At 48.4% G+C, this 26,367-nt stretch carries 23 protein-coding genes; 15 read left to right on the plus strand and 8 right to left on the minus strand.

The features are described 5' to 3' along the window. Positions 1-137 precede the first annotated feature (137 nt). The gene (locus E0496_RS31310; RefSeq protein WP_141505876.1) at positions 138-1,331 is read left to right on the plus strand and encodes an MFS transporter; all 1,194 of its coding nucleotides are present in this window, start codon (positions 138-140) and stop codon (positions 1,329-1,331) included. Positions 1,332-1,386: 55 nt separating this feature from the next. Here E0496_RS31310 and E0496_RS31315 read toward each other — a convergent pair whose 3' ends face one another. The 3 genes from E0496_RS31315 to E0496_RS31325 are packed head-to-tail and all read right to left on the minus strand — an operon-like array spanning position 1,387 to position 3,884. Further along, positions 1,387-2,049 carry a TetR/AcrR family transcriptional regulator gene (locus E0496_RS31315; RefSeq protein ID WP_141505877.1) on the minus strand — a complete coding sequence of 221 codons (663 nt, stop codon included), beginning with the start codon at positions 2,047-2,049 and terminating at the stop codon, positions 1,387-1,389. A gap of 57 nt (positions 2,050-2,106) precedes the next feature. Then, positions 2,107-3,126 carry an ABC transporter permease gene (locus tag E0496_RS31320; protein WP_141505878.1) on the minus strand — a complete coding sequence of 340 codons (1,020 nt, stop codon included), beginning with the start codon at positions 3,124-3,126 and terminating at the stop codon, positions 2,107-2,109. Continuing rightward, positions 3,123-3,884, minus strand: coding sequence for an ABC transporter ATP-binding protein (locus E0496_RS31325; protein WP_141505879.1), 762 nt, complete (start codon positions 3,882-3,884; stop codon positions 3,123-3,125). The genes E0496_RS31320 and E0496_RS31325 overlap by 4 nt, the downstream gene beginning before the upstream one ends. A 240-nt stretch (positions 3,885-4,124) precedes the next feature. Here E0496_RS31325 and E0496_RS31330 point away from each other — a divergent pair, with 240 nt between their 5' ends. Next, entirely contained in the window at positions 4,125-7,145 is a 3,021-nt protein-coding gene (locus tag E0496_RS31330) for an efflux RND transporter permease subunit (RefSeq protein WP_141505880.1), read from the plus strand. Positions 7,146-7,226: 81 nt separating this feature from the next. Here E0496_RS31330 and E0496_RS31335 read toward each other — a convergent pair whose 3' ends face one another. Genes E0496_RS31335 through E0496_RS31345 form a run of 3 tightly spaced genes read right to left on the minus strand, consistent with a single transcriptional unit; the run spans position 7,227 to position 9,717 of the window. Further along, positions 7,227-7,880 carry a DUF1054 domain-containing protein gene (locus tag E0496_RS31335; protein ID WP_141505881.1) on the minus strand — a complete coding sequence of 218 codons (654 nt, stop codon included), beginning with the start codon at positions 7,878-7,880 and terminating at the stop codon, positions 7,227-7,229. A 26-nt stretch (positions 7,881-7,906) separates the two neighbouring features. Next, positions 7,907-8,548, minus strand: coding sequence for a response regulator (locus tag E0496_RS31340; protein WP_141505882.1), 642 nt, complete (start codon positions 8,546-8,548; stop codon positions 7,907-7,909). A 38-nt stretch (positions 8,549-8,586) separates the two neighbouring features. Continuing rightward, the gene (locus E0496_RS31345; RefSeq protein WP_161601652.1) at positions 8,587-9,717 is read right to left on the minus strand and encodes a sensor histidine kinase; all 1,131 of its coding nucleotides are present in this window, start codon (positions 9,715-9,717) and stop codon (positions 8,587-8,589) included. Between the two features lie 219 nt (positions 9,718-9,936). On the opposite strand from E0496_RS31345, the gene E0496_RS31350 reads away from it, so the two are divergent. The 6 genes from E0496_RS31350 (at position 9,937) to gndA (ending at position 17,822) form a co-directional block, all read left to right on the plus strand. Further along, a complete protein-coding gene (locus E0496_RS31350; protein ID WP_141505884.1) occupies positions 9,937-10,881 on the plus strand; it encodes an ABC transporter ATP-binding protein in 945 nt (314 codons plus the stop codon). 12 nt (positions 10,882-10,893) lie between these two features. Continuing rightward, complete coding sequence (locus E0496_RS31355) at positions 10,894-12,063, plus strand: ABC transporter permease (protein WP_141505885.1); 1,170 nt, start codon at positions 10,894-10,896, stop codon at positions 12,061-12,063. Continuing rightward, positions 12,056-13,210: an ABC transporter permease gene (locus E0496_RS31360; RefSeq protein WP_141505886.1), complete on the plus strand. Its 1,155-nt coding sequence runs from the start codon at positions 12,056-12,058 to the stop codon at positions 13,208-13,210. Before E0496_RS31355 ends, E0496_RS31360 begins: the two co-directional genes overlap by 8 nt. Positions 13,211-13,569: 359 nt before the next feature. After that, a complete protein-coding gene (locus E0496_RS31365; protein ID WP_141505887.1) occupies positions 13,570-15,270 on the plus strand; it encodes a proline--tRNA ligase in 1,701 nt (566 codons plus the stop codon). A 255-nt stretch (positions 15,271-15,525) separates the two neighbouring features. Then, positions 15,526-16,122, plus strand: a complete 597-nt coding sequence (locus E0496_RS31370) for a hypothetical protein (RefSeq protein ID WP_141505888.1) — start codon at positions 15,526-15,528, stop codon at positions 16,120-16,122. A gap of 287 nt (positions 16,123-16,409) precedes the next feature. Further along, the gene (gndA, locus tag E0496_RS31375; protein WP_141505889.1) at positions 16,410-17,822 is read left to right on the plus strand and encodes an NADP-dependent phosphogluconate dehydrogenase; all 1,413 of its coding nucleotides are present in this window, start codon (positions 16,410-16,412) and stop codon (positions 17,820-17,822) included. Positions 17,823-17,834: 12 nt separating this feature from the next. On the opposite strand, the gene E0496_RS31380 is transcribed toward gndA, so the two are convergent. Then, on the minus strand, positions 17,835-18,158 hold the full coding sequence (locus E0496_RS31380) for a hypothetical protein (protein ID WP_141505890.1): 324 nt from the start codon (positions 18,156-18,158) through the stop codon (positions 17,835-17,837). A 145-nt stretch (positions 18,159-18,303) separates the two neighbouring features. On the opposite strand from E0496_RS31380, the gene E0496_RS31385 reads away from it, so the two are divergent. From E0496_RS31385 to ptsP, 6 genes are all read left to right on the plus strand, one after another. Next, positions 18,304-18,828, plus strand: coding sequence for a shikimate kinase (locus E0496_RS31385; protein WP_141505891.1), 525 nt, complete (start codon positions 18,304-18,306; stop codon positions 18,826-18,828). A gap of 78 nt (positions 18,829-18,906) precedes the next feature. Then, on the plus strand, positions 18,907-20,202 hold the full coding sequence (aroA, locus tag E0496_RS31390) for a 3-phosphoshikimate 1-carboxyvinyltransferase (RefSeq protein WP_141505892.1): 1,296 nt from the start codon (positions 18,907-18,909) through the stop codon (positions 20,200-20,202). Between the two features lie 41 nt (positions 20,203-20,243). Further along, positions 20,244-20,678: a CoA-binding protein gene (locus E0496_RS31395; RefSeq protein WP_141505893.1), complete on the plus strand. Its 435-nt coding sequence runs from the start codon at positions 20,244-20,246 to the stop codon at positions 20,676-20,678. 116 nt (positions 20,679-20,794) lie between these two features. Next, a complete protein-coding gene (locus E0496_RS31400; RefSeq protein WP_141505894.1) occupies positions 20,795-21,421 on the plus strand; it encodes a hypothetical protein in 627 nt (208 codons plus the stop codon). A gap of 205 nt (positions 21,422-21,626) precedes the next feature. Beyond that, positions 21,627-23,513 (plus strand): glucose PTS transporter subunit IIA, encoded by a 1,887-nt coding sequence (locus tag E0496_RS31405; RefSeq protein WP_141505895.1) that lies wholly within the window; start codon positions 21,627-21,629, stop codon positions 23,511-23,513. After that, positions 23,510-25,252, plus strand: coding sequence for a phosphoenolpyruvate--protein phosphotransferase (gene ptsP, locus E0496_RS31410; protein WP_141505896.1), 1,743 nt, complete (start codon positions 23,510-23,512; stop codon positions 25,250-25,252). Before E0496_RS31405 ends, ptsP begins: the two co-directional genes overlap by 4 nt. Here the strand turns inward: ptsP and E0496_RS31415 are convergent. Further along, positions 25,249-25,779 (minus strand): type 1 glutamine amidotransferase domain-containing protein, encoded by a 531-nt coding sequence (locus E0496_RS31415; RefSeq protein ID WP_141505897.1) that lies wholly within the window; start codon positions 25,777-25,779, stop codon positions 25,249-25,251. The two genes, ptsP and E0496_RS31415, sit on opposite strands and share 4 nt — an antisense overlap. A gap of 52 nt (positions 25,780-25,831) precedes the next feature. Here E0496_RS31415 and E0496_RS31420 point away from each other — a divergent pair, with 52 nt between their 5' ends. After that, positions 25,832-26,269: a VanZ family protein gene (locus tag E0496_RS31420; protein ID WP_141505898.1), complete on the plus strand. Its 438-nt coding sequence runs from the start codon at positions 25,832-25,834 to the stop codon at positions 26,267-26,269. The last annotated feature ends 98 nt before the right edge of the window (positions 26,270-26,367 follow it).

Here is a 26,367-nt window from a genome sequence, read left to right on the forward strand (position 1 = left end):
TTGAGTATAGCAAATACAGGGGGGAATGCAAGCTTCATTTTTAAGAGAGCACCCATAGCAGTGTTATTTGTTCTTCAATTGTTCATACATGCAGGATAATCGGTTATGGTAACATAGGTTGGTGGAGGGGTTGCAGCATGAAAGATAAACGGATGCTTATTGTTATGGCTATTTTAATGACAACATTTATAGGGTTTGGCATTATCATTCCGGTTATGCCTGAAATTATCCAAGCGGCAGATCCGAATAAAGCGGAAATACATACGGGCCGGATGCTGGCCATTTATTCCGCTGTCTCTTTTTTTCTATCCCCATTCTGGGGCAGTTTGTCCGACCGGATTGGCAGACGGCCGATTATTTTAGTTGGCGTGCTTGGCTTTGCAGCAAGCTTCCTGCTGTTTGGACTCTCATCCGGGAACTTGACACTGATGTATCTATCACGGGTGCTGGGAGGATTGTTCTCAGGGGCTGTGGCTTCAGTTATTGTCGCCTATGTCGCTGATATAACTCCGCCCGAGGAAAGAACGAAGGGGATGGGGCTTGTCGGGATGTCGATTGGTCTTGGCTTTACGATCGGACCTGGCGTTGGCGGCCTATTAAGCGTGTTTTCCCTGGAGACGCCATTCTATACGGCATCAGCACTGGCTTTGATTACGTTTGTGCTGGCAGCGATGAAGCTGAAAGAATCGCTTGCACCGGAACAGCGCAAAAGTAAGTCAGAGAAGCGGGTGTCAAGGTGGGCTGCTTTTACCGGGCCGCTCAAGTATTTGTACGTACTGGCGTTTTTTGTAACGTTCACATTGGCAGGCATGGAGGCTACGCTGCAATTTTTTGGCATGAGGCGTTTTGACGTAACTCCGCTTCAGGTCGGCATCTTGTTTTTTGTATGTGGATTTGTTGGCGCTCTCGTTCAAGGCGGCATTGTACGCCGCAGGATCAAGAAAGGGGAGGAGCCGAAATACATCGCCATCGGTCTTGTGATTTCGGCGCTGGGCTTCTTCATGCTCTTAGCGGCTCACTCGTTATGGTGGGCGACCCTGTCGCTGGCGGTCTTCGGGATTGGAAATTCCTTAATCAGGCCTTGCGTAACCTCGTTAATTACTCAAAAGACAACCGTTGGCCAAGGTGTCGCGTCCGGCTTAAGCTCGTCGATGGACAGCTTGGGCAGGATTGCAGGTCCGCTGCTCGGTTCCTTCTTCTTTACGATTGAGATGGGGCTGCCGTATTTGCTTGGTGGCATCTTATGTATTGCAGCGCTGTTGCTGCTGCTTCGCTTCCGTCAGTTGGACAAGCAAAGCTTGCAGTCGCCTGTCATGGATTCAGCAAAATAAAGAAAAAGCCGTTGGTTCATCACAGGATGAGCCAACGGCTTTTTTTGTGCTTCGTTTATGGTGCAAGCCCTTTTATGATAAAAGTGATGGTTGCTTCCCGTTCCATTTCGTCATTCCATGTCGTGTTCTTTTCCTTATTTACAAAGCTGCGGGTAAGGACATAGCCGATCAGCGTGGATGCAGTCAACCGGATAACCGTATGAGGCGACCACTCGACAATAGCTCCTTGTCTTTGGAATTTCTTGATATTGCTACTGAATTTCTCAAGTACCTTAGCAAGTATGAGCTCTTGAAATTGCTCTTGAAGCTCGGGATGGAACGGAATCTCCTGAATGAATATTTTAAATACCTGCATATGGCGTTCTAGGAACGCGATCCGATTCTCAATAATGGCTCGAAGCATTTCCTCGAAGCTGTCAAAGCTGCTGTCGAGCACCTTGAAGAAGTCGCGGAGCACAAAAGGTGCTATGAGCTTAGCCATAACGGGAGCGACGATGGAGAAGAGCAAATCTTTTTTTGTTTTATAATGCCGGAAAATCGTTCCTTCGGCTACCCCAGCCCGCTGGGCGATCTCGCTCGTGGATGAAGCAGCAAAACCTTTCTGTGCAAATACCTCCGAGGCAGCCTGCACGATTTTCAACTGCTTATCCGTCATTTGAATATCTTCGTTATCTAATTTTAACAGTTCCTGAAGCCATTGCTCGACAGGTTCTTGCATGAAAGACACTCCTTCTTAACTACCCATTCCAATTAGTATATCAGAAGCAGCGGTTTTCTACATACGGCGATGTTTCTTCAGCGCCAGTACGTTCAGTATGGCAAAGAGTAAAGAGAACCCGATCAAGACGTAAACATCCCTATGGAAATCCATCCAGCCCTCCCCGCGGATCATAATCCCTTGCATAGCGTCAGCACCATAATAAAGTGGCATAATCAGGCTGAGCTTTTGCAGCCAAGGGTTCATCGCGTCCAGATTGAATAATCCAGAGAAAAATACTTGCGGGACAATGACAAGCGGGATGAATTGGATGATTTGAAATTCGCTGCTGGCAAAGGAAGAGAGCAGCGTGCCAAGCGTTAATGCCGTTAACGATAGCAATAAATTAATGACCAGCATATACCCGATACTCCCCGCCATGTAAAGGCCAAGCACGTCAACGGAAAACCAAGCGATCAAAGAAGCCTGAAGCAAGGTGAATATGCCGAATCCGGCTAGATAACCTGACACGATCTCGCTGCGACGAATCGGAGTGGCGAGAAGCCGCTCCAAGGTTCCGCTTGTTCTCTCCCGAAGGAAAGAGACACCGGCGAGAAGAAATACGAAGAAGAATGAGAAAAATCCGATAAGTACTGGCCCAAAAGCGTCGAAGGCAGCCATATCGGGTCCGCCGTGTAAATAGCTAATGGTTGGCGACGTGCTGGCTGCCCCATTCTGAAAGGCATTTTGCAGCAGAAGTAGAACGGCTTTATTGACCGATGGATCGCTTCCTTCAAGGATAAGCTTGGGCTGACCACCATCAAGCTGCAGTATGGCGGCCAAGTCGCCAGTTCCGAGGGCTGATTGGGCATCGCTCGCATTTGCAAAGACGGTGATGTCAGCATGCAGCTGTTCCATTTTCTCGATAAGTGTTGGAGGGATATCGACCGCTCCGATTGCAGGCGAGACCGTTTGACCGTCAAAAATAAGCTTCATTAAGCTTAAAACAAGAAGAGGGGCAAGAAATAACAAAGCCAGCGTCCGTTTGTCCTTAATAAATTGGTGAATGATCCGGATCGCCAACGCTTTGATCCTCATGCTTCCTCGCCTCCCGCTTGCCCAAATGCGATGAATGCTTCTTCAATGGTCGTGGTGCCAGACTGCTCCATAATTCCTTTAGGCGTATCCACTGCGATAAGCTTACCGCCTCTGATTAGTCCCAAGCGATCGCATTTTTCCGCTTCATCCATGACATGGGTCGTTACGATAATTGTAACGCCCTGCTTGCTGAGCGCGGATAGCTCCTTCCAGATCGATTGGCGCAGCACAGGATCAATACCAACAGTAGGCTCATCGAGTACGAGCAGCTGCGGCTCATGCAGCAGGGCTACCGCTAACGACAGGCGTCGTTTCATTCCTCCGGAGTAGGCGGAGGTTTGCTTGTTCAAATGATTCGTTAAGTCAACGAGCTTAGCGACGCTCTGGATGCGTGCCTGAAGCAAAGCTCCTTTTAAACCAAACATGGCGCCAAAAAAAGCGAGGTTTTGCTTGCCGGTCAATTCGGCATACAATGCGTCCGCTTGCGCCATGTATCCGAATGTTTGCAGCATTTTGAGCTGAGGCATAGGCTCGCCAAGCATGGCAACCGTTCCTTTATCCGCACGGTCAATGCCAGTCATGAGCTTAATCAGCGTTGTTTTGCCCGAGCCAGAGGGACCAAGCAGCCCAAACAGCTGTCCGCGCGGAATGGCAAGTGTGATGTCTTGGAGAACGGTGTGGTTGCCAAAATGCCGTGAAATGCTTTTTAGCTCAACCGCAGGTGCGGATGCTAAAGGCTTATTTGGAAAGGCATGCATACCTGTTCACGTTCCTTTATCCATAAGTGAGTAAGTACTCACTTCACTATAACCGATAATGCTTTTGAATATAAGTGAGTACTTACTCATTTTATAGGCCTCCGCCTGAAGTCGTAGACGGATTACATCCAGAGGCGAGCGGGAAATCCATTCTCTGGACGTTTTTAACGAATCCTACTTCTCTCTATGATTAGAAAAGACAAATAAATGAAACCGTTACGGAGAAGGAGCAAGAAAGAAATGAGCAAATTTACAGAATGGTCGTTCCGAAACAAAGCGGCTGTTATTCTGATCGTCATTATGGCTTTGGCGATGGGGGCGGTCAGTTACTTCCGGCTTCCGATGGAATTTCTGCCTGCTGCGGATAACCCGCAAGTGATGATTACAGCGATCGGGCAAGGCAGTGACGCCAAGACCATGGAGCAGCAAGTCACGAATCCGTTAGAGGATGCAGTGACGCTTGTGAAGGGAAAGACGAGTATGTTCTCGACCTCAGGCGTTGGTTATGCTCAGATTAGTTTAAACTTCGATTCCAAGACGGATATGAAAGAAGCTAAGGCTGAAATTGAACGGATGGTAGGACAGGTACCGCTTCCTGCGAATGTGATGAAGCCATTCGTCGTACAGTTCAACACATCGATGATTCCGATTGCCTGGGTTACTCTTACCTTCGATGAGTCGATGAGCGAGCAGGAAAAGGAAGCTAAGCTGAAGCTGTTTACGGCAGAGCTTCAAAAATCTGAAGGGGCAGGTGAAGTCAGCGTAAGCGGGAAGTCTTCGCCGACGATTCACATTGTGCCGAATATTACAAATCTGGAAGCAGCTGGTATTCCCGTAGAAGCACTCATGGGTGTGCTTCAAGGACGCGGAGCATCCGTTTCTATTGGAGAGAGAAATGTGGACGGGGCAGCTGGCAACATTAATGTCTATGACCAGATTACCGACGTGGATATGCTCCGCAAGCTTCCGGTTGCTGCAGGTGTACAGCTATCGGATGTTGCGGATGTCGAGCTGGCCAAGGATCAGGAGAGCATCAGCCGAATGAACGGCAAGGATGCCATGATGTTTACGATTTCAAAATCGGCAGATGCGAATGCCGTTACGGTCGGCAATGCCATCAAAGAAACGGTTGAACGTTTAAATGCAGATGTAAAGGGAATCGATGCGTCCATTATTTTAAGCACATCCGATTCAGTCGTTTCTTCGGTTAACAGCATGATGCGTGAAGTGCTGCTTGGGGCCTTGTTCGCTACGATCGTGATTTTATTGTTCATGCGCAATATCAGAGCAACGATTGTTACGATTGTTTCGATTCCGCTCTCCCTGGGGATTACGCTCTATTTGCTGCAATTATCAGGCGTATCTTTGAATATTATTACGCTTGGCGGCGTAGCCGTAGCGGTAGGCCGTCTGGTAGACGACAGTATTGTTGTCATTGAGAACATTTATAGAAGGCTCCAGAAAGAGTCCTTCTCCGTAAAGCTCATCATTGACTCCACGAAAGAGGTAGCCTCGGCGATTACATCATCGACACTCGTTACGGTCGCCGTATTTTTGCCTATGGGACTGCTGCGTGGATCGCTGCAAGCCTTCTTGCTGCCCTTTGCATTAACGGTTGCTTATTCGCTGCTTGCTTCCTTGCTTGTGGCTTTGACGGTCGTGCCGCTTCTAAGTGCGTGGCTGCTGCGTGGAACGAAGGAGAAGGCGCATGCCGGATCACCTAAATTTGCTTCCTTCATCCGTTGGAACCTTGCGCACAAAGCAGTGCCTTTGCTCATTGCTGTGCTGCTGTTTGCTGGCTCCATTAGCGCGTATATGTTCATGCCTAAGGGAGCACTGGATTCTTCCAGCGCAGAAAATATTAACGTGACGCTGCAATATCCAAGCGATACCCAAGCGGATAAAGTGCTGGAGGCGGGCAAGCAGTTAGAAGCTTATTTGACCGGGAGTTCCGATATCGAGTGGGTTATGATGATGCTCGGCAACAGCGCTGATGCGGCAAAATACGGATCAGTGTCCTCGCCTACGTTGATTACGTATATGATCGATCTAAAAACCGGTGTTGACGCGGAGCTGTTCATGGACAGCGTAAAGTCTCAGAAGGATAACTACAAGGAAGCAGAGCTAACGGTAAACGCTTCTGACCTAATTATGGGAGGCGGCTCGCCGCAAATTTATATCGATGTAACAGGGGATGATCCCGAGCTGCTTACCCAAACGGCGGATCAGTTGATTGCAGCTATCGAGCCGATCGAGGGCGTGCAGAAGGTGGAGAGCAACCAAGAAGAGAAACAAGCCGTCTATTCCTTCGTTGTTGATCCCGTAGCTGCAAAAGGCCAGGATGTGGCACTGCAGTTGCAAAGCATGTTAAACCCCATGCCAATCGGTTCTATTCGGATCGAGGAGAGCGACACTTCCGTCATTTTACAGCCGACAGTGAATCCGGCTTCTGAAGCGGAGCTGAATAACTTAATGGTGCGTACAGCTGATGGCGTCGTACCTGTATCATCAGTGGCACAATTGGTTCGAACCGAAGAGCCTTCCCTTTACTACCATAAGGATGGAAAAACCTATATCCGCGTTACGGCGAGTGCCGATGCGAAGCAGCTGTCGGTCGTTGGCGACAAAATAACGAAAGCGGCCAATGAGCTTAAGCTGTCTGATGGCGTAGCCTTCGCGGTTGGAGGGGCTTCTGCTGACCAAACGAGCGACTTTGCAGATTTGGGATTAACCGCGTTAATTTCTATTGGAATCGTATATCTGATTATGGTATTGACGTTTAAGACGCTTCGGGCACCGCTGGCCATTATGATTTCACTTCCGCTAGCGGCCATCGGAGCGGTCACGGGCCTACTCGTCTCTGGCGTAACGCCTGATTTTACCGCGATGTTTGGGGCATTGATGCTCATTGGCATCGTGGTTACGAATGCAATCGTCTTGATCGACCGCGTGAAGCAAAATGAGCTGACCATGTCTATACGTGAAGCGCTGATCGAAGCTGCCGCGACCCGGATGCGCCCGATCGTGATGACTGCGGTAGCGACGGTATCCGCCATGCTTCCACTTGTGTTTGGCTCGCATGAAACGGGAAGCATCGTATCGCAAAGCTTGGCAATTGTCGTCATTGGCGGCTTGATAGCAGCCACGTTGCTTACGCTCATCATCGTGCCTTGCGTGTATGAATTGTTGTTCTTCCGTACTTCACGCAAGCAGCGGCACGCTGGAGCTGCATCCGCGCAATCCGAAGCTGCCTTATCGTAGCAAGCATAAGTAAGAAAAGTAAAGGCTGTACCTGGACTGGTCTATGTCGACCAATACCGGGTACAGCCTTTTTTTGAAAATCTATACACTCGCCATATGATAGAGCGGCATCAGCTTCTGGTAGGTGGAGGAGGCAAACGCTAGCAGGGCATCGCCATCACGAAGGATAGGGTCGTTGACTTGAACATGGCGGCCAATGAGCAGCTCGGCTTTCTGCACGTCACGGAAGCGAACAAGCGCATCCTTCCAGTCCTGCTTGGACATTTCGCTAACCGCTTGGGAATCCTTCTTCATGTGATCCAATGAGAGCACATAATCCTGAGGCACGGTTGCGATGACGCTGTCGATCTGTTTTAAGAACGCTGTTGCAATGTTTGCTTTATTCGGTACTTCATAAATGAGTGCCAGCCAGATAAATAAATGGTCATCAAACAAGCCCAGCTGAAAATGAGGATGAGCTTTATAGCCGCGTTTATTGTTGCAAATGGCAAGCCAAGTATCCTTTGGTGGATTGACTTTGCGGCGCGCATGCCGGGCCACATGCAGATACATTTCATTGCCTGCATGAACGGCTGCATCCACGCTAAGCTGCTCTCCGAGTGAACGGAATTTAGGCTGGATTTGATTTTGTATGGCTGCCATGCGTTCTTCAAGCCCTTCGAGATGAAAGACGTCAAAGTCGGCTTGCGTGAATCCTGGTAGAGAAGCGGTAGCTGCTTGGTGTTGGGTTGTCATTCTAGTAATCTCCTTCGGCATCTAAATCACTGATGCAATAATTTCAAATAGAAGATAGCGATTTGCGTACGGTCACGCAGCTCAAGCTTGTGTAAGATCTCCGTAATATAATTTTTAACGGTGCCTTCGCTCAGAAATAAGGAAGCTGCAATTTCTTTGTTCGATTGCCCATCTGCGATGAGACGGACAATTTGAGCTTCGGCGGGCGTAAGGCCAGCGATTGTAACGGCTTTGCTTGTATCGGCACGTGGTGTTTCGATCATGCCCGCCAGCTTGCGGGCGATATCAGGATGAATCAGCATAGAGCCCTCGTGCACGGTCTTAATGCCGCTTATAATGCGACTCGGGGGTACGTTTTTGAGCAGGTAGCCGTTCGCGCCGTTTCGAATGGCCTGTGCGATATATTCATCGTCATCGAAGGTTGTGAGCAGGAGGACGGCGGGTGGGGAAGCGAGCGCTCGCAGCAGCTTTGTGCCTTCTACGCCGTCACACACGGGCATGCGAATGTCCATGAGAACGACATCGACAGGCTGTGCACGTACGAACTCAGCCGCTTCCTTCCCATTGGAGCAAATGCCAGCAACCTGCAGGTCGGCATCCAATCCCAAAATCACATTCATGCTTTCCCGGATAAAGGGATCGTCATCTACAATCAACACTTGAATCATAAGCTGTCCATCTCCAATTCCGGACGGGAGTTTGTTCATTAGCTGCCAAGCAGCGGAAGCGTGGTCGTAACTGAAAAGCGGTCATCCATCCGCCAGTCGAGCTGCCCTCCAATGAGGGCTATTCTTTCTTTCATGCCTTTTATCCCAATTCCTGTTTCAATAGAATCGCTTGGCAAGCTGCCGTTATTGGATACAGTTAGCGATACACTTGTGGTGGAAAATTCGAGATCGATGGTTACTGACGTTGCTTTTCCATGACGAACCGCATTCGTAATCGCTTCTTGAGCATTTTTGAACAGGATAAGTTCAATGCTTGGATACAACGGTCTTAAAATGCCAATGATTTGAAAGCTTACTGCGATGCCAAGGCCTGAAGCGGATTCCTCTACCAGTCGGTCAAGCGCATAACGCCTTGCGTCCTTCTCGCCATCCGCAGCTAGCCTTCGCACCGTTCGGCGCATCAACTCCATGCTATCCTGCAGTTGATCGCGAATTTGCTCCACGGTGAGCTTTGCTCTGTTCGTGTCTGCATCGAATAAATGCAAGGCAGCCTCGGACATCATTTTGACTCGTATCAACCGGTGGCCTAGATCATCATGAATATCTTTGGCGATGCGATTCCGTTCCTCGATTTGCGCGTTCAGCTCTACTTGGGAGGCATAATCTTGCATCCTGCTCTTTGCTGCTCCGAGCTCAACATTGCTGGCGGCCAGCGCCTCGTACAGATCCTCGATCTGGAGTCGTTTATCCTCGAAATTATTGGAAGCATAAAGAATGGCAGCCGTTGTCGCCCATAGAAGGGCAACAGCGAACACGATTTCGTAATCGCTTCCCTGCATGCCTGCGACCAAAGCCGTAAAACCGATGACCGTCCATAACAGGCTTGCGGTAGGAGATGGTCTGCTCCGGAATATGGCGATAAGGCTGGAAAATAGCAAAAGAAACAAAACGCCGCCATACGTATACGAGAGCCAAGAGTAGGCAAGAAGCTCCGAGAGCGCTAATAAGGGCCGGAACCTGGGCAGCATCGAGCCTGCTTTAATCAGGAGCATAATAAGCAGAACGTAAGCAGTATAAAAAGCATAAGAGCCAGCCTCAACATGCGCAATGCTAATTATACAAGGCAGTACCGCCAGCAGGATTCGAATTCGGTACAGCATACTATTCATAAAAAAACGCTCCCGCAGCTGAATTTGCTTCATTATAGCATAATGAAGCAGGGGCACACGACAAGGAGAAAGCTTTTCATCCAACCTTCATGTCTTGAAGGCAATGATTAGAACAATATGACTTTTGTCACCCTCGAAGGTGACTTAATAAACCTGTATGCAGGCAAATCATGACGTACAATGAAAATATCAGATACAAACCGAAAGGATGAATAATAGATGAGCTTGGTTGCATTTCGTGAGGTTGTCAAAAAATACGATACCGTCTTAACGGTAAATCATTTGACGTTCACTATCGGCGAGGGAGAAATCTTTGGCTTGCTGGGTCCGAACGGGGCTGGCAAAAGCACAACCATCCATATGCTGTCTGGATTGCTAGATCCAAGCGGCGGCGATATTTTGGTTGATGGCTTCTCGATTCGGAAGCAGCCAGTTGAGGTGAAGAAGCGGATCGGCCTTGTACCACAGGAACTGGCCATTTATGAGACGTTGACTGCACGCGAGAACGTCACTTTTTTTGCGAAGTTATATGGGCTGAAAGGGTCGCTGCTGCGGGAAAGGGTGGATGAAGCATTACAATTCGTAGGCTTGCTGGAGCGGGCGAAGGATAAGCCCTCGACGTTTTCCGGAGGGATGAAGAGGCGGCTAAACATTGCTTGTGCAATCATGCATCGTCCGAAGCTGATTATTATGGATGAACCAACGGTGGGAATTGACCCGCAATCCCGCAATCATATTCTTGAATCGGTCAAAGCCTTGAATAAAATGGGGTCGACGGTTATTTATACGAGCCACTATATGGAAGAGGTAGAATCGATCTGCACTCGGATCGGTATTTTGGATCAAGGAAAGCTTATCGCAGTCGGCACAAAAGATGAGCTGAAGCGCCAATTAGGACAGCAAGAGAAGCTTATTTTTGAGATTGACCGGCACTTGGAGAGTGCGATCATAGAGATGGAAGAGCATCCTAGCGTACAACAATTGGATGTGCGGGACCAAGGCTTAACGCTGGAGGTATCGGTAAAGGAATCTCCGTCCATTTTGCAGGACTTATTATTCATTTTACAGAAGCACGACATCCATCTTCGAACGCTTACGAGGGTAGAACCTAATTTAGAATCACTTTTTTTGCAAATGACTGGACGCACATTGCGTGATGAATAGGAGGTGCTGGCAATGTTGGTATGGTGGACGACTGTGTATTACGAGCTGATTAAATATAGCCGCATGCGTTCGGTTCTTATCCTATTAATAGGTTTGCCTTTATTGTTGATCTTGCTGCTCGGCAGCGCTTTTGACACAGAGATCAAGCCCGCCAAGGTCGCGCTATACGTAGCCGATCACGGAGAAATGCGCGAGAGCATAGACCAGCTCTGGAACGATGATGCGATTAAGCCCTATGTTAAAGTGCTGGACGCCGGGTCTGAAAAGGAGGTTCAGGATTGGGTGCGTGAGGGGATAGCCGACTTTGGCGTCCATATTCCCGTGAACTTCTCTAAGCAGCTTTCCGCAGGGGAGACGGCAGCGTGGTTTACGTATTCAGGGAGGTATGGGGAAAAGAATTTGGCAGCGGAAGCGGTAGTGAATGGTTATTTGGGTAATGCGAATATGCGTATGGCGGCACTTCGGACGCTTGGCCCTGCGGCTTTCGAAGCATCTGATGATGATCGCAGCACAACGCAGGCAACGGAATCTCCTATTCTCACACATAATTTGGGATATGGAGATAATCAAGGGTTTGGTAAAACATCAGCTCTTCAGTATTATTCAGCAGCTTATCTGATTATGTTCTTGCTGTACGGGGGCATGTCGGCGGCTATTGCGCTCTTGAACCAGAGGGAGAGTGGTACGCTGCAGAGGCTGTATGCCGTACCTAGTTCGTTTAAAGCCAACGTATTCGGCATTATAGCGGGCGCGATGCTGCTTGCGGCATTGCAAGCTGTCATTATTGTCGCATTTACAACTTACGTCTACGGCGTGGACTGGGGAGGGCATTTGGGCTGGATTGCGCTCATTTGTTTGTTCACCATCGCTGCGGGTGCCGGATTTGCGATTATCGTCAGCTCCTTTGTCCGTTCAAAGAAAACGTTGCAAAGCTTGTTTACGATTATTGTATTCAGCATGACTTTTGTAAGCGGAGGCATGGTAACGGGCATCGATCGAATAATTGGCGGCGTAGGTAAATTCACCATTAATTACTGGGCTAATGAGAGTCTGAGGGAGATCATGAGCAATACGGGCCTCTCTGGCGTCAGTTATCATGTGGGAATCCTCGGTCTCATCGCTCTTGCATTAACGATTATCGCTGTCTTAAGGATGCCAAAGGTGGTGAAGTATCATGCCTAGCTTGCACATTGCCGCCCAGCTCATTCGAAGAACCATGGGCTCGCGCCGTGGCTTGATCATGAATGTATTCATTCCGGCTATTTTCTTAGCAATCATTTCAGGTTTGTTCTCTAATCTGGAAGGGCAAAAAGCGGTTATTGTGGTTCAAAATGCTGACTCTGGCCTAATGGGCGGTTACCTTGCTGCCGCTTTGGAGAAAGAAGCCTTATATGATATTCAGCTGGAGGTTAAGCTCTCGGAGGAAGAGTTGAAAAATGCTGTGCTTGACCGCAAAGCGGATGCGGCAGTCTATATTCCTGAGGATTATTCACAGAAGCTTCTCCAAGGCATAACTGTCGAAGCGGGACTATATCGCATGAATGAGCAGCTATGGAGTGCGGCATTGGAGACCAGTCTCGCTGCTGAAGCGAGCAAACTAGCTGCCTCAGCCTCCATGGTTCGTGCCACAGGTGGGACGGCTGACTTAACCAAGCTCAAGGAACTGCTGGATGCACAGGCCACGCCAACAATCGTAGCTCAGAATGCAGGGATGAAACTTGGAGACGTAGTATCCAATCCATTAATGATCGGGCTTATTCTTATGTTTCTTATGCTGCTTGCCAGTCAATCCATTGGCTTTATTATGGAGGATCGGGAGAAACGGACAATGGCTAGAATGTTTACGGCTCCGCTGCGCGCAATCGATATCGCGATTGGCAATTTTGCCGGAAGCATGCTGGTTGGCACCATACAGCTGCTTATCGTTCTCAGCTTAACGTATTTTGTATTTGGTTACTCGCCGGGCATCTCATTTGGAGAACTGCTTCTCGTATTGGAGATCTTCTTGCTGGCGGCGGTAGGTCTCGCATCGGCAGTCGCGGGGCTTGTTCGCAACAGCACCCAGCTGTCCCAAATCAACAATTTAGTCATTACGCCGACCTCCATCATTAGCGGCTGCTTTTTCCCTATATCCATGCTGCCCGATTTCATGCAAAAAATGGCTAATTTCACACCGCAAAAATGGGCGATTCAAGCGATAGATCGCTTGGGTGGCGGAGGTAGCCTGAGCGATATTGGAATGCAGCTCTCTATACTGTTTCTGTTCGCAGCGGTGATGATCGCCTTTGGATCGGCGGTACTCCGACCGAATCAAAGCAGCAAATCCTGATTTTATTCCTAATGTAGAATGTGCTTGACTTCACCAGCGTTGTATTGTAAGTTTGTCAAAAGTTAATGACAGCAAAACAGCGTTGACCAAGGCTATGTTGACCAGCACACGTTTATGACAGAGAGGAAGCCCGCAGGCTGCAAGGCTTCTATGAACGACTGATCATTCCCTACCTTGCAAGCTGCAGCGTGGAAGCTCAATCAAAACGCTGCCGGAATATTTTATTCCGTTATCCATGAAGAGTCGCATGATTTAGTTAAGCGGCGATATTAGGGTGGTACCACGAACGCATTCGTCCCTTACGAATGCGTTCTTTTTGTTTTTTTAACGTAATTTCAATAATCGGAGGACAGATGGATATGAGACAAAGTCAATTATTAATGCCTACGCTGCGCGAGGCGCCATCAGAAGCAGAGGCGGCGAGCCATCGGCTGATGCTGCGTGCAGGTCTGATCAGACAGCTTGCTGCTGGAATTTATACGTATTTGCCGCTTGGCCGCAGAGTGCTTCGAAAGCTGGAGCAAATTGTGCGCGAGGAAATGGATTTAGCAGGAGCACAAGAGGTGCTGATGCCAGCGCTGCAGCCAGCTGAGCTATGGCAGCAATCCGGCCGCTATGATGTATATGGGCCAGAGCTTGTTCGTCTGCGTGACCGACATGATCGCGAATTTACACTTGGGCCTACGCATGAAGAGGTGATTACCGCTTTGGTTCGCGGTGAGGTTAGCTCCTACCGCCAGCTGCCGATGACCCTCTATCAGATCCAGACCAAATTCCGTGATGAGCAGCGTCCGCGTTACGGGCTGCTGCGGGGTAGAGAGTTTCTGATGAAGGATGCCTATTCCTTCGACGAATCATGGGAAAGTCTTCACCGCAGCTATACGAGTATGTACGAAGCTTATAACCGTATTTTTACAAGATGCGGGATTCATTTCCGTCCGGTTGAAGCTGATGCTGGTTCGATCGGTGGCGAAGGCGGAACGCATGAATTTATGGCGCTTGCCGACATCGGCGAAGATACGATAGCGGTCTGCTCGGCCTGCGATTATGCGGCCAATCTGGAGAAAGCTGAATATCGCGTGATGGACGGCGAGAAAAGCATACCAACCAAATCACCAGTTGAGCTTGAGCGCCATCACACACCGGGCATCAAGAAAATAGATCAGCTTGTTGAAGCGTTTCGCACAGGTGCGGATGCGTTTATGAAAACCTTAATTTACGTTGCGGACGGGAAGCCGATCGCGGTCATTGTTCGCGGCGACCATGAGGTTAACGAGATCAAATTAAAAAATGCTTTAGCTGCGGAGCAACTGGAGCTTGCGGATCAGGAGACCGCCGAACGCGTGACCGGAGCTCCTATAGGCTTCGCAGGTCCGATCGGACTCGCGATTCCGGTTCTTGCTGATTTTGCGGTTATGGCGATGGAAGAGGGCATTGCGGGAGCCAACGAGCAGGACTATCATTTGGCTCACGTTATTCCGGGCGTTCATCTGGCTCAAGTGCAAGCAGGCGATTATCGCAACGCGGAATCCGATGACGGCTGTCCTCGCTGCGAGCAGGGGCGATTAACCTTTCATCGCGGCATTGAAATCGGGCATGTATTCAAGCTCGGCACGAAATACAGCGAAGCGTTGAATGCCAAGTTTCTGGATGCTACCGGCAGAGAACAGCCGCTTATTATGGGGTGTTATGGAATCGGCGTATCTAGGCTGCTGTCGGCTGTACTTGAGCAGCATTCCGACAGCAACGGCATCATATGGCCAAAAGCCATTGCTCCCTATCACGTTCATGTGGTTCCGGTGTCGGCGAAGGATCAAACCCAGCTCGATCTTGCGGCACATATAACAGCTAGATTGAGTGAAGCAGGCATTGAAACTCTGCTGGATGACCGAGACGAGCGGCCAGGCGTGAAATTCAAAGACTCCGATCTCATCGGGATTCCACTCCGTATCGTAGTAGGGAAGCAAGCGGCTGAGGGCATAGTGGAAGTGAAGCGCCGAAGTGAATCCGAAGCGCAGAAGCTAAGCTTGGAAGAAGCCATTGCCCTTGCGCTAGAATAAGCACATTGAAGTTTGGATGAGGGCAAGCTTTCAGCCTGATCAAAATTCAACGCATGCCTATAGAATATCAATGGAATAAGGGCGCAGCCGTCTTGATTTACAGACGACTGCGCCCTTTTTTAAGTTTAGTCGGCTGTAAGCGTAAAAATAGTCAATAATCCAAGTTGCCAGAACATAAGATGGAGTATAAGATGAAGATAAGAACAAATTATCAGAACATTTCGTCAACTATACTGAGGTAAGGGAGGGATTGCCGTGAACAAAAGCCACGAAGTCGAATATTGCAATTTGGAGCTGCGATTTGACCGCCGGCAAATCCAAAATCTCATCCGCGATCTTATTCAGGAAGGTTACTCCTTGTATTGGAGCGAAACCGAAGGGCAGTTTCTTGTATCCATTCGGACTGGGCGCAAGCTCGTTAAGCTCCAATTTCAACGAATGAAGAGTCGTTACAAGATTGTTGGAGATTACATCATTAAAGACGAGAAGCTATCGGAATTGATTGAAAAGCTGATTAATGACACACGTGGACATGCGGTTGTGAAGCGCATTAAAGATCGTCAAATCGTCATTGAGAGTATTATGTTCGGTGAGATTATACGACTCGTGGAGGTGTCCGGTATGGAACATCGGATTATTTATCAGAAGAAGCCTTTCGTAACAATAGAAGAAATGATTAGAGCCTTTCAATCCAAGCGTGCAGAAGAAAGAGCAGTCGTACTTCGTTACGAGCTGGATTACGAGTTGTCGATGCTGCATGATGCGCTGCAAGGCACGGATGAGGATGCCATTGCTGAATCCAAAGAGCGGCTGATGGTCCTCCGTACGGAAATGCTGCAACTGGAGCTATAAATGAGGGATGCTGGTCCCTGTATGCAAACCTAAAGCGATCGAATGCTGTTAGTTTCACGCAGCGTTTGATCGTTTTTAGGTCGGTTATGAACTGGATTTTTGAGAGGTGCTTTGGGGCGTAAAAGCGGCTGATTACGCCATATATAAGCTAAACTTTTTGAATCGGTCAATAATTCTGATGTTTGGTTTGCGACATTTTTCCTCCTAAATAGTTTTCTTATTGGCGCAAAAGGAGTAAAATAAAACTATTGTGACCCAAAATAGATGATGAAGGATGGAAGAACCAGATGTCTAAACAGCAAATTGGCGTTATTGGATTGGCCGTAATGGGTAAAAACCTTGCCCTTAACATTGAAAGCAGAGGCTTTACCGTTTCTGTATTTAACCGCTCGCGTGAGAAGACAGATGATCTCGTTCAAGAAGCGGTTGGCAAAAACCTTGTTCCTACCTATACGATTGAAGAGTTCGTGCAATCGCTTGAAGTGCCACGCAAAATTTTGATCATGGTACAAGCAGGAGCAGGTACTGACGCAACAATCGATTCACTTGTACCGCATTTGGCGGAAGGCGATATTATCATCGATGGCGGTAACGCTTATTTCCCTGACACGGTACGTCGCAGCAAAGATCTTGAAGCAAAAGGCTTCCGCTTTATCGGTACAGGCGTTTCCGGCGGTGAAGAAGGCGCTTTGAAAGGTCCTTCCATTATGCCGGGTGGCCAAAGATCAGCTTATGAGCTTGTCGAGCCGATCCTGACTGCAATCTCCGCTAAAGTAGGCGACGACGCTTGCTGTACGTATATCGGACCAGATGGTGCTGGACATTATGTGAAAATGGTACATAACGGCATTGAGTATGGCGATATGCAGCTCATTTGCGAAGCCTATGACCTGCTCAAAAACGTGCTTGACGTTAGCGCAGAAGAGCTTCATGAAATTTTCTCCGAGTGGAATAAAGGTGAGCTGGACAGCTACCTGATCGAAATCACTAGAGATATTTTCTCGAAATACGATCCAGAAACAGGCAAGCCAATGGTTGATGTTATTCTTGATTCCGCTGGTCAAAAAGGTACAGGCAAATGGACAAGCCAAAGCTCGCTGGATCTTGGTGTGCCACTTTCCATCATTACAGAATCCGTATTCACACGCTTCTTGTCCGCAATGAAAGAAGAGCGCGTAGCTGCAAGCAAAGTGCTTAACGGACCAGCCAAAAAACCTTTCGAGGGCGATCGTGCAGCATTTATCGAATCTGTACGCAAAGCGCTGTTCGCAAGTAAAATTTGCTCGTACGCACAAGGCTTTGCTCAAATGCGCGCAGCTTCTGAAGAATATAACTGGGATCTTAGCTACGGCGAAATCGCAATGATTTTCCGCGGCGGCTGCATCATCCGTGCACGCTTCCTGCAAAACATCAAGGATGCTTATGATCGTGATCCTAACCTGCGCAACCTATTGCTTGATTCATACTTCCAAAACATCGTTGAGTCCTACCAAGGCGCATGGCGTGAAGTTATTGGAACGGCTGTTACTAACGGCGTACCGGTACCTGCTTTCTCAAGCGCAATCGCGTACTTTGATAGCTACCGTACAGAACGCTTGCCTGCTAACCTGCTTCAAGCGCAGCGCGATTACTTCGGTGCCCACACGTTCAAACGGTTGGACAAAGAAGGCAGCTTCCACTTTAACTGGATGCAATCTTAATCGAAGGGCTGGCTAAAGCTTCGGCTCGTGAGGATTGTCCTTATTTAATCCGTAGGCTGCTTGACGCAGCCAATCACGCAGCCGATCAGCTTCTTGATCGCAGTAATGTCTGCGGTGAATGAGCGACATGGCCGCTTCGGCAAAAAAATGAAAGTTTTGCAATAAGCGTGGCTGCGACAGATCCATTAAGGCGGGATCTTCGTCAGCCACCTTTTTTTTAATATATTCAAGCATCCAGATGACATCTTCGCGGCGCAGAGGATGATCAGGATCAAGAATACGACTGATGCGTTTTTTGGTAGGATGGGTATCAGGCAAATGGAGATCACTGTTCATTGCTGGCATCACTCCTGTTTTTTGAATATACATCATTATCATCCATACGGCATATGCAACTTTTTTATACCCTAGAATTGCAAAAAAATGATATGATATTGTAGAAAAATTGCTTTAGAAGCACGAAAAGGGTGAAACGGCTACGATGGAGAGGCAGCAGCATAAGAAATTAGTGCTCATTGGCTTTATGGGAACCGGCAAATCAACCGTAAGCAAGCTGCTCACCGAGAAGCTAGGCTGGAAGCGCGTTGACGGTGACGAGGAGATTGAGAGACTTGAAAACAAGCGGATTTCGGACATCTTTGCCGCAGACGGCGAAGCGGGTTTCCGCGTAATCGAAACGCAAATGCTTGAGACGATTTTGACCAATGAGGAGTCTTGTGTTTTGGCAACGGGCGGTGGGGCGGTTCTAAGCGCTTATAATCGAGACCTGATGTTAAATCATGGACTAGTTGTAGCTTTAAAGGCGAGCCCAGAACAAATTATTGCGCGCGTGAAAACAGATAGTGCAAGACCGCTGCTGCATGGGGATGCGGCAGAGAGAGTCCATCAACTGCTGGAGCAGCGCAAACATGCCTACGACTTTGCACATATTTCAATCGATACGACCGATCTATCTGCAGAAGAGGTTGTCGAGGCAATTTTGGCCCAGTGGAGCTTGGAGCAATAAATGACTTTACCATCACGTTGACCAGCTTTCGAGCCGGTTATGGTGTATATATTATTGTAAAGGGAGATCATACGAACTATGGACGTTTTAGTGACACCAACGCCAAGACTTGAAGGTGAGCTTCAAGCGCTTTCTTCAAAAAATTACACGACTCGTTACCTGTTGGTAGCGGCACTTGCAGAAGGAACGAGCACCATCTATTTTCCGGCTCATAGCGAGGATAGCGATGCTATGCGTCGCTGTATACGTGATCTTGGAGCAATCGTGGAAGAGGATGAAGAGAAAATTGTCATCACAGGCTTTGGCCGCAACCCAAAACCGGTTGAACAGCTTGATGTGGGCAATGCTGGGGCGGTTTTGCGTTTTCTGATGGCTATCGCTGCGTTATGCCCGGATGTTACCTTTATTAATCGTTATCCGGATTCGCTGGGCAAACGTCCACATAGCGACTTGATTGAATCTTTGACTGCCATGGGCGTATCTATTGAGCATAATGACGGCAAGCTCCCGATTCGCATTCAAGGTGGAGCGCCTAAGGGCGGAAAAATACAAGTGTCAGGCAATATCAGCTCCCAGTTTTTGAGCGCGCTTCTATTCTTGACACCGCTGCTGCCAGAAGACAGTGAAATCGAAGTGCTGCATGATTTGAAATCGAAGGTAGTCGTTGGCCAGACGCTTGAGGTGCTTGAGCAAGCGGGCATCGTCATTCATGCTGATGAGGATTATATGCGTTTCCGTGTTCCTGGCAATCAAAGCTATGCGGCAAAAACGTATTCCGTACAAGGAGATTACCCGGGCTCCGCGGCGATCTTGGCTGCTGCAGCTGTTACGGAATCCGATGTCATCGTGCACCGTCTCGTCGAGAACAGCAAGCAAGGAGAACGTGCCGTCGTAGATGTACTGAAAATGATGGAAGTTCCACTTACGCATGAAAATGGGATTGTTCACGTTAAAGGAAACAAAAAGCTGAAGGCAGTGGAGTTCGATGGGGATCATGCAACAGATGCCGTACTTGCCATGGTTGCCGCAGCTGTCTTTGCTGAGGGCACGTCGCGTTTCTATAATGTAGAGAACCTAAGGTATAAAGAATGTGATCGAATTACCGATTATTTGAATGAGCTTCGCAAAGCAGGCGCTAACGTGGAAGAGCGTCAGGCCGAAATCATTGTGCATGGTCGGCCGGAAGGCGTTGAAGGCGGCGTAGAAATTAACGCTCATTATGATCACCGTGTCATTATGGCGTTGTCAGTTGTTGGTCTTCGTGCGAAAGAGCCGATCCGCATACGCGATGCCCATCATGTGGCAAAGTCTTACCCTATTTTCTTTGACCATATGAAAGCTTTAGGCGCAAACGTTGAATGGATTGAAGGCTAAAAACTCGGACGTTTTTTAACATAACGGATGGAGGCGTTAAGATGGCATTTGAGAATCCGAATCGTGAGCATATCAAAGGCATTTTGGAGAAAAGCACCACAGTAGCCGTAGTTGGCTTGTCTGATAAACCTGACCGCGTATCTTATATGGTATCGGAAGCGATGCAAGCTAAAGGTTATACGATTATTCCAGTCAATCCTAATGCCGATACCATTTTAGGGCAAACCAGTTATGCTTCCCTGAAAGATATTCCTGTACCTGTTGATATTGTGAATGTATTTAGACGCAGCGAGCACACGCCTCCTGTCGCTTCGGAGGCCGTTGCCATCGGTGCGAAAACACTTTGGCTTCAACTTGGCATCGCCAATGAAGAAGCGGCAGAGATTGCGGCCTCAGGCGGCTTAGAGGTCATTATGGACCGTTGTATCAAGGTAGAGGATTCGATTTTGCTGCCTAACGGAAAACCCAAAACCTGACTGTAATAAAAAACGCGGTACTCCTGCACAATAAGAAGGCTTCGGATGTGCGCGCCGAATAAACACGGCATCGGCGTCACGAAGACTTTATGATTGTAATCCAAGGAGGACACGACGTGAATCAATTTTCGCAACAACCGGGTCATTTTCAAGGTCAACAGAGCTACCTGAACCAAGGGACTTCATTTGAGCCAAGTGGTTATGTGCAATCGCACTATCAAGGGCAGCTCAGCCAGCCGACTTTTGGCAGACAATCGAATTTTAACGGTTCAATTGCGCCAAACGGTTATCAATCGTCTAATTCGTATAACCAAGGTGCGCAGCATTTTGCATCTAATGGTTACACGAACATGACCCATCCGGTGGGAACGAACAATTCATTCATATCGCATCAGCCGGTTCAAAGCTATGCGCAATCGCCGGCAACGGCATTTGGCAATGTAGGTCCGGTAATCGCACACGTTGGCTATCAAGCTGGCGCTGAGCAGCAGCATTCATATTATCAGCCTACTTCCAACATTGGCAACCAGTATGCTCAGCATACTTCATCCAATTATGGAGGCTATGCCCAAGGTAATGCGCAAAACAATTACGGTGGCATGACAACGACGCATTCAAACACCTCGATCCACCCGGTTTATGAGGCGACAAATGCATATCAACAATCCGGACCGGTTATTTCGCATGTAGGTTGGCAGTCGCAAAGTGCCGCTAATTCTCCATATTCCGGTGGTATGCGCTAATCAGTTTTAAAAATTAAAGAAAAGAATCATCGACACCGGCGGGCCTAATTAGGCTCGCCGTTTTACTTTGACAAAAACGAAGCAAACGCTTAACATCGAAATAGATGTGTAGGACTAGATGCTTACGAAGTCAGTTTTGCTTCGCAAAACGAAGATAATGCTTACGAAGATAGTTTTGCTTCGCAAAACTTTGAGGAGGTGCGTGATGGCTTTTATGGGAAGCCTGCAGCAGCTCGGTAGAGCGTTTATGCTACCGATGATTGTACTGCCGGGTGCAGCTATCTTTTTGAGCTTGAGCAAGCTGCCTTGGTCGTACATTGGCTTGCCAGGAATGGAAGGATACTTGCTTGCAGCAAGTGATACGATTTTTACGTTTTTACCTTATATCTTTGCGCTTGGCATATCGCTTGGGTTAACTGGAAATGCGCTTGCAGCAGGGATGGCAGCTCTTGTGGGCATGATTATTTACAGCGGCGTGACGGGCACCGCAGAGGTGCAGATTGAGCCGACCGTTCTGATTGGTACTTTAATTGGTATGGTTGCTGGCTTTAGCCATGAACGGTTCAAAAGTCTTCGGCTGCCGGAATACATACAATTTTTTGGGGGACCGCGATTTGTCCCGCTGTTCGTGAGCTTTGTTTGCTTGATTTTCTCGATCGGGATGATTAATATTGCCCCTTATTTGCAAAACTTGTTGATTGAGCTTGGGGAGGTTGTTGCTTCAGGCGGGGGCTTCGGTGTATTTTTATACGGTTTTGTTCATCGTATTTTGGTCGTATTCGGGCTGCATCATTTGGTAAGCCATGTATTCTGGTTCCAGATTGGCAGCTATGAGACAACCTCGGGGCAAATGGTGTTTGGGGATTTGCCGCGGTTTTTTGCAGGAGATCCATCGGCAGGCGTATTTATGGCTGGTTTGTACCCGACGATGATGTTTGCTTTGCCGGCTATTGCGCTCGCCATCATTCATGAAGCACGCGAGGATTTGAAGCCGAAAATACGAAAAACCTTTTTATATGCAGCACTTGCTTCGTTTCTTACGGGCGTAACGGAACCGGTCGAATTCGCATTTTTATTCGTGGCGCCTTACTTGTACGTCGTTCATGCCATTTTGTCAGGCATTATTATGTGGGTCACTTATGAGCTGGGCATAAAGCACGGTTTTTCATTTTCGGCAGGCGCAATCGACTTTGTCATTAATGAGCATTTGGCAACTCGTGGCTGGCTGATTATCCCCATAGGCATTGTGGTTGGATTTATTTATTACTTCTTGTTCCGCTGGGCCATTCGGAGATTCCGGATTCCTACTCCAGGTCGTGAGGAAGGTTCGCAACTGGATGAATGGGCGGGCGACATTCCTTACCGGGCCCCGCTTATCTTGCAAGCCATTGGCGGCAAGCAAAATATTGTGAAAATGGAGTCATGCATCACACGATTGCGGCTGAAGGTTTCTAACGACAAGCTGCTTGATATCAATGCGCTTCGCAATCTTGGAGCTGCAGGTGTCATCAAGCTGGGTGGAGGGCATGTTCAAGTCGTATTCGGAACTTATTCTGAGCTAATCCGTGAAGAAATGATCAAAACGATTCATCGCGATCAAGCGCAAATTCTGTTCCATTCTCCTATGCAAGGTCGGATGATTCCGCTTGAAGAGGTGCCGGATCCCATTTTCGCAGGGAAGCTTGTGGGACAAGGGGTTGCTTTTATTCCTGACAAGGGCGAACTCGTTTCTCCGGTAAAAGGGAAAATCATGCATATTTATCCGACAATGCATGCCATAGGCATTCTTACGCCTGAAGGGTTAGAGGTGCTGCTCCACATTGGAATAGATACTTCGGGGCTAGCAGGCAAGGGCTATTTTAATGCAGTGGTTAAAGAGGGCGATGAGGTTACGCCAGGGATGCTGCTTATCAAGTTTGACTTGCAGCGTGTGCGAAAGGAGAGCAAGTCGCTTGCTACTCCGATGGTGATTACGAATTCCGATCTTGTACAATCGTGGCGGTATGCGCCGTTCAAAGCGGTTAAAAAGGGGCAGTCTTCGGTTATGTCCGTTGTGCTTAAAGAGAGAAACGGTGGAGGGGAAACACAATGATTCAAGGAATAGGGGCGTCAGCAGGCATAGCGATTGGGAGATCGTTTGTGCTTCCGAATTGGGAATGGGAGCTTCCGGAGCAAAAGATCGATGTCGCGGATTTTGCCCGCGAGTTTGAGCGTGTGTATGAGGGCATACGTACGTCAAAGTCGGAAATCGAGCAGATCAAGGATGAGCTGCGAGACGTTGTCGGGTCGGAGGAAACCCATATATTCGATGCTCATATCGCCATTTTGGACGATCCTGTCTTCATGAATGAAATTCAAGGCATCATTCAACGTCAATATAAAGCGGCGGAAGTTGCTGTTAAAGAAGCGATCGATCATTTTGTGACCATGTTTGATTTGCTCGATGACGAATATATGAAGGAGCGCGCACTCGATATTAAAGACGTAGGCAATCGGCTGCTGAAGCATCTGCTTGGCGCGCCTGAAATTACGCTGCCCTCAGATACGCAGCCGTTTATCTTGATCGCGAAGGAGCTGTCGCCTTCCCAGCTTGCTCATATTAATCCGCAGCATGTACTTGGCATTGTTACCCTCGCAGGTAGTACAACATCGCATTCCGCAATTATGGCGCGCGCACTGGGTGTTCCGCTTGTTGTCGGTGTGGAGGCTAAGCTGGAGGAACCAATTCAAACCGGGCAAACAATCATCATCGATGGAAGCGAAGGCACAGTGTTTATTGATCCCGTGCAATCGATCATCGATTCTTTTACGGCACTGCACAGTCACCAAGCCGAAGCGAAAAAGAGGCTGCATGGCATTGCGGGTTATCGTCCGGTTACGCCAGACGGGAAGCGATTGGAGCTTGCGGCCAATATCAGCTCATTTAAAGAGCTTGAAATTGCCCTTTCCAGTGGAGCACATGGCGTAGGTTTGTTTCGTACCGAGTTTCTATACATGGACCGGAATCGTTTTCCCAAAGAAGAAGAGCAATTCGAGGTGTACCGGAGTGTGGCAGAGAGGCTGGGCGGAGAACCGCTCGTCATACGCACACTTGATGTGGGCGGTGACAAGCAGCTAGATTATTTTGAGCTGCCGGAGGAAGATAATCCATTTCTGGGTTACCGAGCGATAAGGATTTCATTGGATCGCCAGGATTTGTTTAAGACGCAGCTTCGTGCGATCCTGCGTGCGAGTCATTATGGGCAAGTGAAGCTCATGTATCCACTGATTTCATCGGTCGATGAGGTGCGCGCCGCCAACGCTGTGCTGAACGAAGCAAAGCGCGAGCTCGAGGAAGCCGGGTTGCCTTATGACAAAGGCATGAAGATAGGCATTATGATTGAGGTGCCTGCTGCTGTCATGATTGCTGACTTGCTGGCGGAAGAGGTGGATTTTTTCAGCATCGGGACGAATGATCTTGTTCAGTTCACGCTCGCGGTTGATCGCATGAATGAGGAGATCTCGCATCTGTATGAGCCTTATCATCCTGCGCTGATCCGAATGCTCCGGATGACGGTGGAAGCTGCTAAGCGGCGTGGAATTACTGTTGGGGTATGCGGCGAGCTTGCAGGGGATTTAAGAGCGCTGCCGATATGGCTGAGCCTTGACGTGGATGAGCTGAGCATGTCTTCTCATTCCATTTTGCAGGTGAAGGAGAGATTGCTCTGCACCTCCCAGGAAGAAAGCAAAGAGGTATTCGAGCAATTGCATGGCTGTCGCACGAGCACTGAAATATTGGCGCAGCTTAACGGCTTTATGGAGCGCGTCGACAAAAAAACAGCGAATGGTTAAACCATTCGCTGTACAAGTGCATCTACGAAAGCTTTGGCATATGGCGGGAGATCTGGCGGACGGCGAGCGGAGATAAGATTGCCGTCGACGACAACCGCTTCATCGTACCAGGTTGCGCCTGCATTTTCCATATCATCACGAATGCCTGGGGTGGAGGTTACTTTGCGGCCTTCTAAAATTTTCGCCGAAATGAGAACCCAGCCGGCATGGCAGATTTGTCCGATAGGCTTGTCTGCTGCATTTAACTCCTGCACAAGCTGCAACACCTTTGGGTAGCGGCGAAGCTTATCGGGAGCCCAGCCGCCTGGAACCAACAGACCGATGATATCTTCGCTATTGACTTCATCAAAAGACAAGTCGGCTACTGCAGGCACGCCATATTTCCCAATATGCTTTTTGCCTTTCTCAGGCCCTGCGTATAGAACGGTTGCTCCGGCCTCGCGAGCCCGGTATACAGGATACCATAGCTCTAAATCTTCAAATTCGTCGTCAAGCAAGCAGATGACGGTTTTATTTTGCAATGTCATGATTTCCCCTCCATCTATTAAAGATCTCTATTATTGTAACGAAGGAGAAACAATGAAGCAAACAGATTCGAAAACCGCTATTTTTTCTTTTCCTAGAGTAGTAAGATTTTTGCCGGCAGTAGCCTGGATGGCTGTTATTTTTGTATTATCTGCAAGAACAGGTGACGAGATCAATACCATGTTGCCTTTTTTTCAAAAGTTTCTACCGTTTATGGAAGACTTCAATTGGGGTCATTTTCTAGCCTATTTTATTCTGGCGCTTATGATTGATTATGGCATAGGCAGGAAGGGCGACCGCTTTTGGATCAAAGTGAGTATAGTCCTCTTTTGCGGACTTTATGGGATTTCAGATGAATACCACCAATCATTCGTAGGCGGCAGAATGCCGGATCCACTGGATGTGCGCAATGATATGATAGGGGCAGCGCTCTGGGTAGCATTAGCAGCCGTACCGCCCATTCGAAAAGCATGGAGAAAAATAGCGCCTTAAATACGGTTATTTGACATTTTGAAAATTTAAAAATAGTAGTAAAAATTACATAGTGAGGAAAGCAGGATTTTTCGCGAAATTGGTCGAATCATTATTAC

The sequence above is a fragment of the Paenibacillus luteus genome, from assembly GCF_006542765.1.
In the GTDB taxonomy this organism is placed as follows: Bacteria; Bacillota; Bacilli; order Paenibacillales; family Paenibacillaceae; genus Pristimantibacillus; species Pristimantibacillus luteus.

Coding starts and splice junctions, on each gene's coding strand:
- E0496_RS31355 (WP_141505885.1), top strand. CDS start 10,894: ATGTTGGTATGGTGGACGACTGTGTATTACGAGCTGATTAAATATAGC.
- E0496_RS31340 (WP_141505882.1), bottom strand. CDS start 8,548: ATGATTCAAGTGTTGATTGTAGATGACGATCCCTTTATCCGGGAAAGC.
- E0496_RS31310 (WP_141505876.1), top strand. CDS start 138: ATGAAAGATAAACGGATGCTTATTGTTATGGCTATTTTAATGACAACA.
- E0496_RS31325 (WP_141505879.1), bottom strand. CDS start 3,884: ATGCATGCCTTTCCAAATAAGCCTTTAGCATCCGCACCTGCGGTTGAG.
- E0496_RS31415 (WP_141505897.1), bottom strand. CDS start 25,779: ATGACATTGCAAAATAAAACCGTCATCTGCTTGCTTGACGACGAATTT.
- E0496_RS31335 (WP_141505881.1), bottom strand. CDS start 7,880: ATGACAACCCAACACCAAGCAGCTACCGCTTCTCTACCAGGATTCACG.
- E0496_RS31385 (WP_141505891.1), top strand. CDS start 18,304: ATGGAGAGGCAGCAGCATAAGAAATTAGTGCTCATTGGCTTTATGGGA.
- E0496_RS31320 (WP_141505878.1), bottom strand. CDS start 3,126: ATGAGGATCAAAGCGTTGGCGATCCGGATCATTCACCAATTTATTAAG.
- E0496_RS31330 (WP_141505880.1), top strand. CDS start 4,125: ATGAGCAAATTTACAGAATGGTCGTTCCGAAACAAAGCGGCTGTTATT.
- E0496_RS31405 (WP_141505895.1), top strand. CDS start 21,627: ATGGCTTTTATGGGAAGCCTGCAGCAGCTCGGTAGAGCGTTTATGCTA.
- E0496_RS31360 (WP_141505886.1), top strand. CDS start 12,056: ATGCCTAGCTTGCACATTGCCGCCCAGCTCATTCGAAGAACCATGGGC.
- E0496_RS31420 (WP_141505898.1), top strand. CDS start 25,832: ATGAAGCAAACAGATTCGAAAACCGCTATTTTTTCTTTTCCTAGAGTA.
- ptsP (WP_141505896.1), top strand. CDS start 23,510: ATGATTCAAGGAATAGGGGCGTCAGCAGGCATAGCGATTGGGAGATCG.
- E0496_RS31350 (WP_141505884.1), top strand. CDS start 9,937: ATGAGCTTGGTTGCATTTCGTGAGGTTGTCAAAAAATACGATACCGTC.
- gndA (WP_141505889.1), top strand. CDS start 16,410: ATGTCTAAACAGCAAATTGGCGTTATTGGATTGGCCGTAATGGGTAAA.
- aroA (WP_141505892.1), top strand. CDS start 18,907: ATGGACGTTTTAGTGACACCAACGCCAAGACTTGAAGGTGAGCTTCAA.
- E0496_RS31395 (WP_141505893.1), top strand. CDS start 20,244: ATGGCATTTGAGAATCCGAATCGTGAGCATATCAAAGGCATTTTGGAG.
- E0496_RS31315 (WP_141505877.1), bottom strand. CDS start 2,049: ATGCAAGAACCTGTCGAGCAATGGCTTCAGGAACTGTTAAAATTAGAT.
- E0496_RS31345 (WP_161601652.1), bottom strand. CDS start 9,717: ATGAATAGTATGCTGTACCGAATTCGAATCCTGCTGGCGGTACTGCCT.
- E0496_RS31380 (WP_141505890.1), bottom strand. CDS start 18,158: ATGAACAGTGATCTCCATTTGCCTGATACCCATCCTACCAAAAAACGC.
- E0496_RS31365 (WP_141505887.1), top strand. CDS start 13,570: ATGAGACAAAGTCAATTATTAATGCCTACGCTGCGCGAGGCGCCATCA.